Annotated in this window: 15 protein-coding genes; 8 read left to right on the top strand and 7 right to left on the bottom strand. The window is 74.6% G+C overall.

Annotated elements, in window-relative coordinates; all coding sequences use genetic code 11:
• Positions 1–114: 114 nt before the first annotated feature.
• The 4 genes from K0V08_RS07480 (at position 115) to K0V08_RS07465 (ending at position 4,194) form a co-directional block, all read left to right on the top strand.
• On the top strand, positions 115–948 hold the full coding sequence (locus tag K0V08_RS07480) for a response regulator transcription factor (RefSeq protein WP_079534713.1): 834 nt from the start codon (positions 115–117) through the stop codon (positions 946–948).
• Positions 945–2,207, top strand: coding sequence for a sensor histidine kinase (locus tag K0V08_RS07475; RefSeq protein WP_079534711.1), 1,263 nt, complete (start codon positions 945–947; stop codon positions 2,205–2,207). Before K0V08_RS07480 ends, K0V08_RS07475 begins: the two co-directional genes overlap by 4 nt.
• Positions 2,204–3,823, top strand: coding sequence for a molybdopterin-dependent oxidoreductase (locus K0V08_RS07470; protein WP_079534709.1), 1,620 nt, complete (start codon positions 2,204–2,206; stop codon positions 3,821–3,823). Before K0V08_RS07475 ends, K0V08_RS07470 begins: the two co-directional genes overlap by 4 nt.
• A gap of 116 nt (positions 3,824–3,939) precedes the next feature.
• Complete coding sequence (locus K0V08_RS07465) at positions 3,940–4,194, top strand: hypothetical protein (protein WP_079534708.1); 255 nt, start codon at positions 3,940–3,942, stop codon at positions 4,192–4,194.
• A gap of 79 nt (positions 4,195–4,273) precedes the next feature.
• On the opposite strand, the gene K0V08_RS07460 is transcribed toward K0V08_RS07465, so the two are convergent.
• The gene (locus tag K0V08_RS07460; protein ID WP_012039020.1) at positions 4,274–4,957 is read right to left on the bottom strand and encodes a PadR family transcriptional regulator; all 684 of its coding nucleotides are present in this window, start codon (positions 4,955–4,957) and stop codon (positions 4,274–4,276) included.
• A gap of 265 nt (positions 4,958–5,222) precedes the next feature.
• Here K0V08_RS07460 and K0V08_RS07455 point away from each other — a divergent pair, with 265 nt between their 5' ends.
• Complete coding sequence (locus K0V08_RS07455) at positions 5,223–5,915, top strand: hypothetical protein (RefSeq protein ID WP_011931364.1); 693 nt, start codon at positions 5,223–5,225, stop codon at positions 5,913–5,915.
• Positions 5,916–6,038: 123 nt separating this feature from the next.
• Here K0V08_RS07455 and K0V08_RS07450 read toward each other — a convergent pair whose 3' ends face one another.
• The 6 genes from K0V08_RS07450 to K0V08_RS07425 all read right to left on the bottom strand — a co-directional run bounded on the left by K0V08_RS07450 (position 6,039) and on the right by K0V08_RS07425 (position 12,192).
• Positions 6,039–6,422, bottom strand: a complete 384-nt coding sequence (locus tag K0V08_RS07450) for a cupin domain-containing protein (protein ID WP_079534311.1) — start codon at positions 6,420–6,422, stop codon at positions 6,039–6,041.
• Between the two features lie 30 nt (positions 6,423–6,452).
• Positions 6,453–7,844 (bottom strand): hypothetical protein, encoded by a 1,392-nt coding sequence (locus K0V08_RS07445; protein WP_079534313.1) that lies wholly within the window; start codon positions 7,842–7,844, stop codon positions 6,453–6,455.
• Positions 7,845–7,851: 7 nt separating this feature from the next.
• The gene (locus K0V08_RS07440) at positions 7,852–8,736 is read right to left on the bottom strand and encodes a TIGR03943 family putative permease subunit (protein WP_174240153.1); all 885 of its coding nucleotides are present in this window, start codon (positions 8,734–8,736) and stop codon (positions 7,852–7,854) included.
• A complete protein-coding gene (locus tag K0V08_RS07435) occupies positions 8,723–9,775 on the bottom strand; it encodes a permease (RefSeq protein WP_242460227.1) in 1,053 nt (350 codons plus the stop codon). Before K0V08_RS07435 ends, K0V08_RS07440 begins: the two co-directional genes overlap by 14 nt.
• A 285-nt stretch (positions 9,776–10,060) precedes the next feature.
• Positions 10,061–11,113, bottom strand: coding sequence for a serine/threonine-protein kinase (locus K0V08_RS07430; protein ID WP_079534686.1), 1,053 nt, complete (start codon positions 11,111–11,113; stop codon positions 10,061–10,063).
• Positions 11,110–12,192, bottom strand: coding sequence for a hypothetical protein (locus K0V08_RS07425; RefSeq protein WP_079534315.1), 1,083 nt, complete (start codon positions 12,190–12,192; stop codon positions 11,110–11,112). The genes K0V08_RS07430 and K0V08_RS07425 overlap by 4 nt, the downstream gene beginning before the upstream one ends.
• Before the next feature lie 128 nt (positions 12,193–12,320).
• Between K0V08_RS07425 and K0V08_RS07420 the strand changes: the two genes are divergently transcribed.
• The 3 genes from K0V08_RS07420 (at position 12,321) to K0V08_RS07410 (ending at position 14,163) form a co-directional block, all read left to right on the top strand.
• A complete protein-coding gene (locus K0V08_RS07420; RefSeq protein WP_012039013.1) occupies positions 12,321–12,503 on the top strand; it encodes a hypothetical protein in 183 nt (60 codons plus the stop codon).
• 56 nt (positions 12,504–12,559) lie between these two features.
• Entirely contained in the window at positions 12,560–13,024 is a 465-nt protein-coding gene (locus K0V08_RS07415) for a Dabb family protein (protein WP_079534317.1), read from the top strand.
• 110 nt (positions 13,025–13,134) lie between these two features.
• Complete coding sequence (locus tag K0V08_RS07410; protein ID WP_079534318.1) at positions 13,135–14,163, top strand: CPBP family glutamic-type intramembrane protease; 1,029 nt, start codon at positions 13,135–13,137, stop codon at positions 14,161–14,163.
• Positions 14,164–14,226: the final 63 nt, after the last annotated feature.

Here is a 14,226-nt window from a genome sequence, read left to right as displayed (position 1 = left end):
CGCCACGCGACCGATCGCCGCGTCGCCGCGCCGCCGCGACCCGAGGGGTGACGGCTCGCTCGCAAGCCGGACACCCGCGGGGCCGGGCCCAGGGACCGCGCATAGTCTGACCGGGTGAGCCCCACCTACGATCCCGCGCGCGCCGACGCCGGGCGCCCCGACAGCGCGCGGCCCGATCCCTCGCGGCCGGATCCGCTGCGCGGCCGCCGCATCCTCGTCGTCGAGGACGACCCGACGGTGAACGAGGTCGTCTGCCGCTACCTCAAGGCCTCGGGCTTCCAGGTGGAGACCGTCGCCGACGGCCTCGAGGCCGTGCGCGTCGCCACCGAGCGCATGCCCGACCTCGTCGTGCTCGACCGCATGCTCCCCGGCCTCGACGGCCTCGAGGTGTGCCGCCGGATCCGCGCCCACCACCCCGAGTCGCCCGTGCCCGTCGTGATGCTCACCGCGCTCGGCCAGGGCGAGGACCGCGTCAACGGCCTCGATGCCGGCGCCGACGACTACCTCGCCAAGCCCTTCTCGCCGCGCGAGCTGGTGCTCCGCGTGCGCGCCGTCCTCCGCCGCACGGTGCCCGAGGCCGTGCCCGAGCCGCCGTTCGTCGCGGGGCCGTTCGTGCTCGACCTCGGCGCGCGCGAGATCCACCAGGCCGGCGTCATGCTGTCGCTCACCTCCCGCGAGTTCGACCTGCTCGCCTTCCTGCTCCGGAACCCGCGCCGCGTCTTCGGGCGCGACGACCTGCTGCGCCAGGTGTGGGGCTGGGAGATCGGCGACCTCTCCACCGTCACCGTGCACGTGCGGCGCCTGCGGGAGAAGATCGAGGCGGATCCCGCGCACCCCGTGCTCCTCGGCACCGTCTGGGGCGTGGGCTACCGCTTCGACCCGGACGCCGCGACGCCCGCCGCACCCGCCGAGGCCGAGCCCGCCCCCTCCGCCGAGGCCGACGCGTGACCGCCGACTCCTTCCTCATCGTCGTGCTGACGGCGCTCGTCTGCGCCGCCGTCGTCGGCCTCGGGGCCAGCGTCCTGCTGCGCGCGCTCCGCCGCCGATCGCTCGTGCTGCAGATCTGCGTCGTCGCGCTCGCCGCCGTGCTCTCGGTCGTGGGCGGCATGGTCGCCGTCACCGCGAGCATGCTCGTCGACGACGCCGGCCTCACCGCGTTCCTCTCCGTCGCCGCCGTCTCCGCGCTCGTCTCGCTCGTCATGGCCGCGATGCTCGGCATGACCCTCGTGCGCGGCAGCCGCGAGCTCGGCCGCTACGCCGCGTCCATGGGCGAGGAGGCCGCCGTCGAGCCAGGCCGCCCCACCAGCACCGAGTTCGCGCAGCTCGCCCGCGAGCTCAGCGCCGCCAACCGCCGGCTCGCCGACGCGCGCGACAGGATGGAGGCGCAGGAGCGCAGCCGTCGCGAGCTCATCGCGTGGATGTCGCACGACCTGCGCACGCCGCTCGCCGGCATCCGCGCCATGGCCGAGTCCCTCGAGGACGGCATGGTCGACGACGAGCACCGCTACTTCCGCCAGATCCGCGTGCAGGCGAACCGCCTCAACGGCATGGTCGACGACCTGTTCGAGCTGTCGCGCATCAACTCGGGCAGCCTCGAGCTCGCCGTCGAGCGCGTCTCCCTGTACGACGTCGTCAGCGACACCGTCGCCGAGCTCGGGCCGGTCGCGCAGGCCCGCAAGGTCGAGCTCCGGGGCGAGACCGCGCACGACGACCTCGTGGTGCAGGGCGATCCGCGCGAGCTCTCCCGCGTCGTCGGCAACCTCGTGATGAACGCCATCCAGCAGTCGCTCCCCGGCGGACGCATCGTGATCTCCGCGCACCGCGACTCCGGCAACCTCGCCGTCCTCTCCGTCGAGGACACCGCGGGCGGCATCCCCGAGGCCGACCTCCCACGCGTGTTCGACGCCGGCTGGCGGTCGACCGGATCCCGCACGCCGCGCGCCTACGGGAAGAGCGCCGCCGAGAGGACCGCGCTCGGTCCCGACTTCCCGGCCGCGCCCGTCGAGGCCACGCCGCCGGATCCCGCGGTGCAGGCCGAGGGCACGCACGACGGCGGCTACGCGTCGGGAGGCGGCGGCGCGGGCCTCGGCCTCGCGATCGTCCGCGGCATCGTGCGCGCCCACGACGGCGACGTCACGGTCCAGAACATCGAGGGCGGCTGCCGCTTCGACGTGATCCTCCCGTACAGCAAGCCGGTCGCCCCGTGACCCGCGCGGCCCTCCGCTGGTGGTCCGCGTCCCTGGGTGTGGTGGCGGCGCTCGCCGTGCTGGCCGTTGCCGAGATCGCCGCGGCCTTCGTCGCCCCGGCCGCGAGCCCGGTGCTCGCGGTCGGCGCGCTCGTCATCGACCTCGTGCCCGCGGGCGTCAAGGACACCGTGATCGCCCTGTTCGGCACGGGCGACAAGGTCGCGCTCATCGTCGTGCTCGGGGTGGTGGTGCTCGCCGCCGCCGCGCTCGCCGGGATCCTCCAGGTGCGCCGCCCGCCGCTCGGCGTGGTGGTGCTCGCGCTCTTCGCCGGCGTCGCCATGCTCGCGGCGACCACGCGCGCGGGGGCGACGGGTGCCGCGGCGATCCCCACGATCGTCGGCATGATCGCCGGCGTCTTCATCCTCCACCGCGGCGCCGACCGGCTCCGCGACTGGCGGGACGCGGCGGACCGCGCGGCATCCGCGTCGGCCGCGGTCGCCGAGCCCGTGCGCGGCATCGCCCGCCCGGCCGCGCGCGCCCCGCTCACCCCGGGCGCGGGTGCGCGCGTCGAGCGCCGCACGTTCCTCCTCATGACGGTCGTGGCGGGCGTCGCCTCCGTGGTCGCCGGATCCGTGGCCCGCGGCCTCAACGCGGCCGCCGCCCGCGTGGACGACTTCCGCCGCACGCTCGTGCTCCCGCGCGCCGCGACGCCCGCCGCCGCGATCCCCGCCACGGCCGAGCTCGGCGTCCCCGGCCTCGCGCCCTTCGTCACGCCCGCGACCGACTTCTACCGCATCGACACCGCGCTGCAGGTGCCGTCGGTCGACGCGGCCTCCTGGAAGCTGCGCATCACGGGCATGGTCGAGCAGGAGGTCGAGATCACGTTCGCGGAGCTGCTCGCCCTCCCGCTCGAGGAGCACGTGACCACCCTCACGTGCGTGTCCAACGAGATCGGCGGGAACCTGATCGGCAACGCGCTCTGGCTCGGCTATCCCATCCGCCTCCTGCTCGAGCGCGCGAAGCCGACCACGGGCGCCGACATGGTGCTCTCCACGAGCCAGGACGGCTGGACCGCGAGCACGCCGCTCGAGGCGCTCACGGATCCCGACCGCGCGTCGATCCTCGCGGTCGGCATGAACGGCGAGCCCCTGCCGCAGCAGCACGGCTTCCCGGTGCGGATGGTCGTGCCCGGCCTCTACGGCTACGTCTCCGCGACGAAGTGGGTCACCGAGCTCAAGGTCACGACCTTCGCCGAGGACGTCGCCTACTGGTCGACCCGCGGCTGGACCGAGCGCGGCCCCATCAAGACGGGCTCCCGCATCGACACCCCGCGCTCCGGCGCGCGCGTGGACGCGGGACGCACCGCGATCGCCGGCATGGCCTGGGCGCAGCACACCGGCATCGAGAAGGTGGAGGTGCGCGTCGACGAGGGCGACTGGGTCGAAGCGACGCTGGGCGACGGCGTCGGTGCCGACACGTGGCGGCAGTGGTCGTACGCGTGGGACGCGGCGAGCGGATCCCACAGCGTCGAGGTGCGCGCCACCGACACCACGGGCGCGACGCAGACCTCCGACGAGGCGCCGCCCGCCCCCGACGGCGCGACGGGCTGGCACCGGATCACCGTCGGCGTCTCCTGAGCCGAGCCGCCCTCCCGTCGCTCGACGGAGGCACCGGGCCAGCGGGCACGGAGCCGGGGCGCGTACCGTCGACGCACGGCGCGTCCGCGCCGCATCGACGAGCGAAGGAGAGCACCGTGAGCGACATCGAGAACCCGCGCGACCCCGCCGACCGCGATCTGGACGACACCGGCGTCGACGAGGAGGAGCTCGTCGGGGCCGACGCCCGCGAGGCGCAGGAGGCCGTCGATGCCGAGCGCATCGTGCCGCTCGACGACGACGGGGTCGCGGACGACGACGCGGACGGCGGCCTCGGCATCGACATCACCGAGTCCGACGGCCTGGACCTCGAGGCCGGCGACGACCTCGACACGGGAGCGGCGATCCGCTGATCCGCCCTCCCGCACGCACGACGACGGCCCCCGCAGATGCGGGGGCCGTCGTCGTGCCGGGCCCGGAGGCCGACGGGGATCAGTCGGCGAGGATCGCGTACAGGGCGCGCCGCGTCTCGTCGAGCTTCGCCGCCGCGGCCTGGCGCTGGGCGTCGGTCGCGTCGTGCATGAGGGGCTTCACGACGCCCATGAGCTTCATGAGGCTGGTCTGGAACGCGTCCTCGCCCTCGGACTTGTCGGTGGTCGCGGCCCAGGCGGCGTCGATCTCGTCCTTGTGCTCCTCGACGTGGGCGCGGCCCTGGTCGGTGAGGGAGTAGACGCTCTTGGCGCCGGACTCGTCGGCGACGATCAGGTCCTCGTCGACGAGCTGCTGGAGCGTGGGGTAGACGGATCCGGGGCTCGGCCGCCAGGCGCCCTCCGTCTTCGTGGCGATGCCCGTGATGAGGCCGTAGCCGTTCGAGGGCGCGTCGGCGAGCAGGGAGAGGATCGCGAGGCGGACGTCGCCGCGGCGGGCGCGACCCCGTCCGCCGCGTCCGCGGCCCGGGCCGAAGCCGGGGCCGCCGAAGCCGCCCATGCCGGGGAATCCCGGGAACCCGGGGAAGCCGGGGCCGTCGCCCGGGCGGAAGCCGCGGGCGAGGGGGTGACCCGGCATGATGCGCGGGCGCCCACCGCGGTGGTGCTGCATGCGGGGCTCGTGGCGGTCGGCGGGGGCTTCGGCGGATGAGGGGGACGAGAGGTGGTCGTCGTGGTCGTGGGTGCGCATGAGCGCTCCTTCCGGTCGGGAGATGTCGGGGATCGCGGCGTGCTGTCGCGATGTAGCGACGATATATCGGCGACAGTCGGAAGTCAAGCGACGACTTCGAGAGGCCGTGCCGCCGATCCCCGGGATCCCGGGCGAGCGGCGCGTGAACCTGGCGTTCACCTGGGAATGGACGACCGACCCCAACCCGTTCTCCGCCCGCGCCGAAGTCCCTGTGTCGCCCGGGGGTACCGGGCGGAACCCCAGTCCACACAGCGAAGGAAGAATCATGCGCAACCTCACCAAGTCCGTCTTCGGCCTCGCCACCGCGGGCTTCCTCGTCGTCGGCCTCGCGGCCTGCTCGACCCCCGCCGAGAGCCCCTCGTCCTCCGCGTCGTCCGCCCCGTCCGCGACCGCGACGACCGAGGCCAACCCCACGCCGCTCGCGACGATCCCGACCCTGACCGGCGTCGACACCCAGGTCACCCTCGACTCGGGCTTCACCGGCGCCCTCACGACCCTGGGCCTGACCCCCGGCGTCATCGGCACCGCGACCCTCGACGGCTCCACCGGCACCCTCGCGTTCCCCATCACCGGCGGCAACGTGAAGTACTTCGACCCCGAGCAGTCCTACCGCCCCTACGTCCAGGGCGAGATCGACCACGCCGGCTCCGGCATCAGCCTCACCGCCGGCTCGACCGTCGTGAAGCTCACCGACTTCGTCATCGACCCCGGCACCAGCCGCCTCACCGGCTCGGTCCAGGTCGGCGACGGCGAGGTCATGAAGGACGTCTACATCTTCAACCTCGACGGCACGACCCTGAAGCCCCTCCAGATGGAGGGCGACAACGCCGTCCTCGAGGGCACCACGGTCAAGGTCAGCCCCGACGCCGCGTCGCTGCTGAACAGCACGTTCGGCACGACCGCGGTCACCGACCAGCTCGTCGTCGGCATCGCCAAGATCACCGTCAACACCAAGTAGCACCCACCCCGGCTCCGCCGGGACGCACCACCTGCGATCACAGCAGAACGCAACGACGGCCTCGTCTCCCTCCGGGGAGCCGGGGCCGTCGGCGCGTCCGGGGTCGGGCTGCGGCGCCCGGCGTCAGCGGAAGTCGCCCACCTGCCGCTCGACGGGCACGGTGCCCGGCACGACCACGTCGCCGGTGTGCGCGGTGGTGACCGTCTCGATGAGCACGATCTCCACCTCCTCGTCCGCGACGGGGTTGTGCCGCACGCCCCGCGGCACGACGTGGAACTGCCCGGGACCGAGCACGACCTCCTGGTCGTCCGGCAGCTGGATGCGGAGGCGGCCCGAGACGACGAGGAACATCTCATCCTCGGCGTCGTGCGCGTGCCACGTCAGCTCGCCGAGCAGCTTGGCGACCTTCACGTACTGGTCGTTGACCCGTCCCACGACCAGGGGCGTCCAGTGGGCGGTCACCTCGCGGAGCTCGGCGGCGAGATCGGTCACGGGAGGAGTCGTCATGGCTCCATCCTCCGCCGGTCCGCGGCGGGCTCAGCCGATCGTGACCTCGAAGCCGGCGACGCTGCGGGTCACGGTGCCGGTCGCGAGCTCGACGAGGAGCGTGGTCACGGACGTGTCGCGGGGCGCCCTCGGGTAGTCGTCGCTGGCGCCGCGCGCGGGATCCGGCACCGTCTCGAGCAGGGCGAAGCGGCCGTTCGGGGTGACCGAGAGGCCCGTGATGCGGGTCGCCGGATCCGCGGGCACGTAGACGTCGCTCGCCGTCCCGTCGCGCACCACGACGAGGCGCTGCGTGGCGGTGCCGGTCGCGGGATCCAGCGCCGTGCGCACGCGGAGCACCGCGCCGTCGTCGCCGGGCACGAACGAGATCGCGCCGTCGTACTGGAGGTCGGCGCCGCCGGTCTCGGTGGGCAGCGTCGTCTGCTGGGCGGTGCGGAGGTCGATCTCGGTCGTCGAGCCGGGATCCGTGACCGCGAGCCGCGTGCCGTCCGCGGAGAACGGTCCGAGCGTGCCGTGGCGGCCGAGCGGGACGATGGGCGACGACCCGTCGACCGTGACGAGGTAGAGGTCGCCGTCCTGCCCGTGCGCGACGAGCTGCGGGCGCCCGAGAACGAAGCCCCAGGCCTGCGCGCTGATCGCCTGGCCGTCGAGCCCGAGCACGGGCGCCGGCGTCGCCCCGGCGCCGACGTCGTCGACCATGAGCGTGTCGTCGTACGCGCCCCCGTCCGTGCTCGTGAAGCGGAAGCCGATCGTGGTCCCGGTTTCCTCGGCATGGAGGTCCTGGAGCGTGCCGCGGCCGGGGAGCGGCAGGTCGACCTGGCCGGATCCGTCCAACCCCGCGATCACGAGGCCGTTCGTGCCGTCGTCCTGGAGCGTGGCGACCACGAGCGACTGCCCGACGACCGCGTACTCCTGGATCTTCGTGGCCTCGAACACCTCGTCGCTCGCGCCCTGGCCGCCGCCGGCGACGCTCTGCCGGAGGATCCGGTCGGCCTGCTGCTCGCCGCCGCGGACGAGGACGTACATGCCGGGATCGCCCGTGTGGAACGACGTCGCGAGGTCGGACGTGGGGCCGCCGCCGACGCCCTGCACGCCGTCGATCGACACCGTGTACGCGGCGTCGTAGGCGAGCGGCCGGGTGAAGTCGATGATGATGCGGTCGGCCTGGGTGTCGACGGTGAAGTCGGCACCGGGCTCCATCCGGATGCGCGAGACGTCGACCGGCTGGATCGGCCGGTTCGCCGCCAGCACGAGCCGCTGGCGGGACTGCTGCACCACGGCGAGCGGATCCACGTCGGTGCGCACGAGCCGCGGCCCCTGGCTGCCGGCGACCGCGAGCAGGCCGCCGCAGGCGAGGACGAGCACGAGGATCACGGCGGTGAACGCCCGGCGGAAGGCGCGCGGGGAGGCGGGGGCGTCGGTCACGGGCGGCTCAGTAGACGTAGGGGTCGGCGGGCTGGTCGACCTGCTGGACGCCCTGCGGCATGACCGCGAGCGGCTGCCTGCTCTTCGCGCTCGGGTTCGACGCGAACGGGCCGGTGACGCGCACCCACTCGTCGGTCTGCAGCGTCGACTTCCAGCCGGGCTGGTAGACGGGGACGCCTACGGGCTGCGCGTCGACCGCGCAGCAGGTGACGACGAAGCGCGTGACGTAAAAGACGTCGTCGGGATCGTCGGGGTCGGCGCTCACGAAGCCCGTGATGTCGACGGACTTCGAGGTGAAGAAGGTCGGATCCGTGGTCTGGGCGAGGAGCTGCGACCAGTCCTTGACGCCCAGGGTGGAGAAGTCGCTGGTGCCGAGGAGCTCCTGGTCGGGCGCGGCGTCGGAGGCGACCGTGCTCGAGTTGAGCGCGCGCTGCGTGACGGTGCTCTGGGTGAGCGTGCGCGGCGGGAGCACGAGGACGGCGACGACCGTGACCGTGACGACGGCGGCGACGGCGACGCGGGAGGCGCGGGCGCGGAGGGAGGCGCGGGCGGCGGGGAGCTCGGCGGGGCCGTCGGCGCGGTCGCCGAGCGCGGCGGATCCGTGGTCGTGGTCGTGCTCCTCCGCGGCGTCGGCCGGGCGGAGCGCGAACCCGGCGACCGTCGCGACCAGGCCGATGACCGCCATGATCCCGGTGAACACGAAGTAGCGCGGGTGGATGTAGAGGCCGAGCTGGCCGGTGATCGTCAGCCACAGCGTCGAGACGATGCACGCGGCGAGGAGCACGAGGCCCACCGTGGAGGAGGCGCGGCCGCCCGCGGCGCGGCGGCGTCGGGCGCGGCGGAGGGCGGTCACGGTCCGGTCGGCGGGCTCCCGGTTGTCAGGCGATGGCATTGACACCCCATCCCAGCGCGAGGCTGATCAGCGCGACGACCGAGGTGATCATCACGAGCGTGCGGGTCGAGTAGGTGGTGCGCATGAGCGCGAGCATCTTCACGTCGATGACCGGCCCGAACACCAGGAAGGCGACGATGCCGCCGGGCAGGAACACGGATCCGAACGAGAGCACGAAGAACGCGTCCACGTTGGAGCAGACCGAGACGACGAAGGCCAGGAGCATCAGCGCGAGCACCGAGAGGATCGGGCTGCCGCCGAGCGTGACGAGCACCTCGCGGGGCACGGCGACCTGGATGAGGCCGGCCAGCAGGGATCCGATGACGAGCGCCGGCATGATCGTCGTCGCCTCACGGCCGAACAGCGAGATCGACTTCCGGACGCGCGCGCCGCCGTGCGCGTGCGGATCCGGGAGCGCGCACTCGGCGCGGAACTCGTCCGTGAGGAGGCGGTCAGGCTCGGGGTGGAGGCTGAAGAGCCAGCCGACCACGTTCGCGATGAGGAATCCGCCGACGAGGCGGGCCACGAGGATCCAGCCGTCCCAGCCGAAGGCCGCGTGCGTCGTGATGATGGTGATCGGGTTGAGGATCGGCGCCGCCAGCAGGAACGTGATCGACTCCGGCACCGTGAAGCCGCGCACCACGAGTCCTCGCGCGAGCGGCACGTTGCCGCACTCGCACACGGGCAGGGCCATGCCGAGGAACGAGATGCAGGCGCGGCGCGCGAACGGGTTGCGCGGCAGGCGGCGCTCGATGACGCCGGGCGGCACCCACACCTGCACGACGATCGACAGCACGATGCCGAGGATCACGAACGGCAGCGACTCCACGATGACGCTGACGCTGAGGGTGACGAGGTCCTGGAGCCGGTCGGGCAGGACGCTGTCGCCGAGCGCCGGGGAGGCGGCGCGGAGGGCGAGGAGCAGCAGGACGAGGGCGAGGCCCGTCGCGAGGCCGGTGCGGATCCCGGCGGGGGTGGCGCGGGCGGGGCGCGGGGCGTCGTGGTCGTGCGGGTGGTCGTGGTCCTCGCGGGTGCGGATCGCGGTCGCGGTCGCTGTGGCGGTCGCGGCGGTGGATGCGGCGGGCGATCCGTCGGCCGATCCGTCGGCGGCCCGGCCCTCGCGGCTCCGGCGCGCGCGGGGTGCCCGCTCGCGGCGCGGGCGTGCGGGCCGGTCGAAGGGGGACGCGTCGTCGTCGTCCGGCGCCCACGGGGTGTGCCGAGCCGTCATCGCGGACCGGTGGCGCGGGGCCGGGGTCCGATGGGGGCGAGCACGGGACCAACCCTAACCGCGCTGAGAAGCGTCCTCAGCAGGCGCGGCGGCGGGTCAGCGGAGGCCTACGGGGGCCTGCGGGCAGCGCGACTCCAGCGCGCCGTCGGGCGTCTCGACGTACGGCTGCCAGGGATCCCCCGCGCGGGACGACGCGATGAACGCCTCGCGATCCGGCTCCTCGCCCTCGAACGGCTCGCCCTCGGACGCGTAGCAGGGGATGAGGAACTCGACGTAGTAGTCGTGCAGCCAGCCGAGCGCGGCGTCCGTCAACGGGCCGCCGGGCGTGGTCGGGAAGCGCACCGAGCAGGCGTACTCCACGGCGACGTCCGCGGAGTGGGCGCCCAGCCGGGTGTCCTCGCCCGTCCCGATGACCTGGACGCGGACCCCCGACTCGCCCAGGCACGCGGCCTGCTGCCTGACCCACTCCTCGCCGTCGAGGACGCGCTCGACGGGCAGGTCCGGGCGCACGGCGTCGGGGCGCTCCAGGAGAACCCGGTCCCAGAGGAAGTCGGCGCGCTCCCGGAGCGCCTGCGCGGTCTCGACGTCCGTGAGGTCCTCGCGCAGCTCCGCCGGAGGTTCCGCCGTGAACGCGGGGACGGGCGTGCCGATGCGGGGATCCGGCGTGCTCGGCCGGCCGGGCGTCGAGGTAGGGTCCTGCGATCGCCAGCTGTCGTCGTCGGCGAGGAGGCCGGCGGCGGATGCGGTGCCGAGCCCGACGACGAGGAGCCCGCCCGCGAGCACCGCGGCGACCGGGCCGGGGCGGAGGAGGCGACGGCGGCGTGGGGCGGGCGGGTGCGCGCGGGGATCCGCGGTCTCCCCGGCCGCGGTCGGGACGTCGTCCGACGCGCGCGGGGTCGCCCGTGCATCGGCGGCGAGCAGCTCCCGGCCCTCGCCGACGAGGCGGTGCTCCGCGACCAGCAGCGCGACGAGCGGTGCCGGGAGCGCGTCGACCTCGACGCCGGCGGCCAGCCGGACCTCCACGCTCGGGGCGTCTCCGTCCTCGCGACCGTAGGCGGCGCGCCGGAGGGCGTCGAGGGCGCGAGCGGCGTCCGGGTCGTCCCGCAGCCGTCGACCGAGGGCGTCGGCGGGCGAGCCCGGACTCGTCACCGGTACGCCGCGGGGAGCACCGGGCACGCCGCGGCCAGCCCGTCGCTCATCGCGTCGGGGAAGGGTGTCCAGGGCCGCTCGGCGCGCACGTCGGCGATGAAGTCGTCGACGGCGGGGACCTCGCCGACGTACGGCCTCCCCTCCGCGGCGTAGCAGGGGATCAGGTAGGAGACGTAGTAGTCGTGGATGTAGGCGAGCTCGGCGTCGGTGCGACCGCCGCTGTCGCGCAGGGGGAAGCGGACCGAGCACGCGTAGACGGCGACCGGATCCCCGTCGGTGATGCTGAAGCTGGACTGGCCCTCCGTGAACGCCGTGACGCCCGCGTCCCGCAGGCAGGCCACCTGCTGCTCCGCGTAGTCCTCCTCGTCGTCGACCACCCGCTCCATCCGCGCATCGGGCCGCACCGCGTCCGGCTGCTGCTCGAGCACGAGGCTCCACGCCTGATCGGCGCGGACCCGCAGGCTCTCGGCCAGCTCGGCGTCGGTCATCGGGACCCGGACGGGCGGATCCGCCGTGAAGTCCGGGACGACGGATCCGCGTCGCCCGTCGGGCGTGCCCATCGCCTGGCCGCGCGGGGTGGCGGTCGAGGTGACGGCGGAGCCGACGCCCTCGGCGATCGGGGGCGTCGAGGCGGTGGATCCTGCGTCGAGGGAGCCCGTGGCCGCCGCGGTGCCGAGGCCGGCGAGCACGACGAGGCCCGCGACGACCATCACGAGCACCCCGCGGCCGCGTGGCCGACGAGGAGCGGCCGCCTCGGCGTCGTCTCCGGCTTCCGCTCCCGCATGCGGCTGCACGGCCCGCGCGGGATCGGCCGCCGGACGCTCGGACGCCAGCAGCGCCGCGCCCTCGTCGACGAGCCGTGCCTCCTCCGCGAGCAGGGCGACCAGCGGCGCAGGCAGCTCGACCGCGTCGTAGCCGGTGCGCGCGCGGAGGTCGGCGGGGACCTCGACGAGCGGCGCGGTGGATCCGTCGCGGCCGTAGGCGCGGCGTCGCAGCTCCTCGAGACGGCGCGCGGCGTCGGGGTCGTCGCGGAGGCGCCGGGCGAGCGCGTCGTCGGGAGCGTCGAGCGGGTCGGTCATGAGGCCTCCTCGTCGAGGGCCGGGAGCCGCGGCCGGGGCGGTGGTCGCGTACCGCCAGGCTACGGCGGCGGATCCGGCACGGCGAGGCCCCGTCCGGGTCACGGCGGGGCGGCCCGTACCCTGGGCGGGTGGCCACCACCGTCATCGCCTGGATCCTGACCGTCGCCGGTGCCCTCGTCACCCTCGACGCGCTGGCCGCGATCGTCGTCGCGCGCCGAGCCGGCCGCAGGATCGCCCGCCGCACGTGGTCGCAGCTCGCGGTCGGCGCGGCCGGGCTCGCGCTGGGCGTCCCGCTCCTCGTCACCTCCTGAGCGCGCCGTCGTCTCCTGACCGCGCCGCCGCGCCCGGATCGGGCCAGGATCCGGACATGACCATCGACGACCGCCCCGCCCTCACCGACGACCAGCTCACCGCCCGCGACCACGTCCCCGGGCTCGTCCACCACGTCGTGCTGTTCCGACTCCGTGACGACGCGACGCCCGCCGACCGGGACGAGGTGGAGCGCCGCTTCCGGGCGCTCGCCGACTCGCCGCACCCGGACGGCTCGGGGGCCTACATCCGCTCGCTGCACGCCGGCCGGCAGTCGAGCCCCGAGGGCGTCGGCCGCGGGTTCGAGCTCGGCTTCGTGCTGACCTTCTCCTCGGAGGGCGACCGCAACCTCTACCTCGGGGAGCCGCTCATCGCGGATCCGGCGCGCATCGATCACCAGCACGCCGCCTTCAAGGAGTTCGTCGGGCCGCTGCTCGCGGCGGATCCGCACGGGGTGCTGGTGTTCGACTTCACGGAGGCGCCGACGTCGACGGACGTGCCGGCGGGGGCGTCCGCGGGCTGATCCCGCGCCCCAGAAGCCGACCGCGCCGCCGTCGAGGTCGCGCGCCGGGGACCCGGCGGCGAGCATGGCCGGGAGGTCCCCGACCACCGCCTGCCGACGAGACGAGTCCCGTGCCCGCATCCGCCCGCTCCTCCGCCGCTGCCCGGACGGCTCCCGGCGACCGCGACGAGCCGGCCGCCGTCGCCGCGGATCCGCGCCTCTACGCGCAGACGCGCCGCCCCCAGTCGTGGATCCGCGCCGTCGCGGTCGCGCTCCTCGCCTGGGTCGTGCTCGGGGTGGGGCTCGGCCTCGCCATCGGCATCGCGGACGCGGTCGCGCAGGCGACCGGTGCCGGCCTCCTCCTGGAGATCGTGCTGCAGGCCGTGCTGATGTCCGCGATCGTCGTGCCCGCCGTCGTCCTCCTGCGCCGACGGCTCGACCGCAGGAGCCTCGCGAGCATCGGCCTCTCGCGGCGGATCGGGCGGCCGATCGCGCTGGGCGTCGGGGTGGGCGCGGTGACGGGCGCGGTCGTCTGGGTCCCGGCGGGCCTGCTCGGCTGGATCCGCGTCGACGGCGTCGACCTCGCCGCGTTCGCCGGGTTCCTCCTCCTCGACGGCGTCGTCCTCGCGCTCTACGAGGCGATCCCCGAGGAGCTCGCCCTCCGCGGATACATGTGGACGAACCTCCGCGACGGGACCGGGCTCGTCGTCGCCACGCTCCTCACCACCGCCCTCTTCCCGGCGATCGGCGTCGTCATCGAGTCCGGCCGCTGGATCCTGCTGACGATCGCGGGATCCGACACCGGTGCCTTCACGCCGGTGCCCGAGGGGAACGACGCGGTCGTGTACGTGCTCCAGCTCGGCCTGTTCGGCCTCGCGCTCGTCGCCGCACGGCGGATCCCGATGGAGGGTGCGCTCCTCATCGCGATGGCGTTCCACTGGACGCAGCTCACGGTGACCCGCGTGTTGCTGGACCCCATGGGCTGGGTGTCGTCGGGCTGGGACGTCGCGTTCGTCGAGCCCGACGCGATCGCGCTGGTGCTCGTGCACATCGTCCTGGCCGGCCTCGTCTTCGTCGCGGTGCGGTGGCGGCTGGAGCGGCGACAGCCCGAGCTGCGGGCGCCGCGCGGAGCCCGCGTCCAGGAAACCGACCTACGGTAGGGATGTCCATGCGATCGCATGGACCAGTGGCTCCGCCCACGAGACGCGGGCCACCGCCCCACT

The sequence above is a fragment of the Clavibacter michiganensis genome, from assembly GCF_021216655.1.
In the GTDB taxonomy this organism is placed as follows: Bacteria; Actinomycetota; Actinomycetes; order Actinomycetales; family Microbacteriaceae; genus Clavibacter; species Clavibacter michiganensis.
The sequence above is the reverse complement of the archived record's forward strand: the minus strand, read 5'-3'. Positions and strand labels throughout refer to the sequence as shown.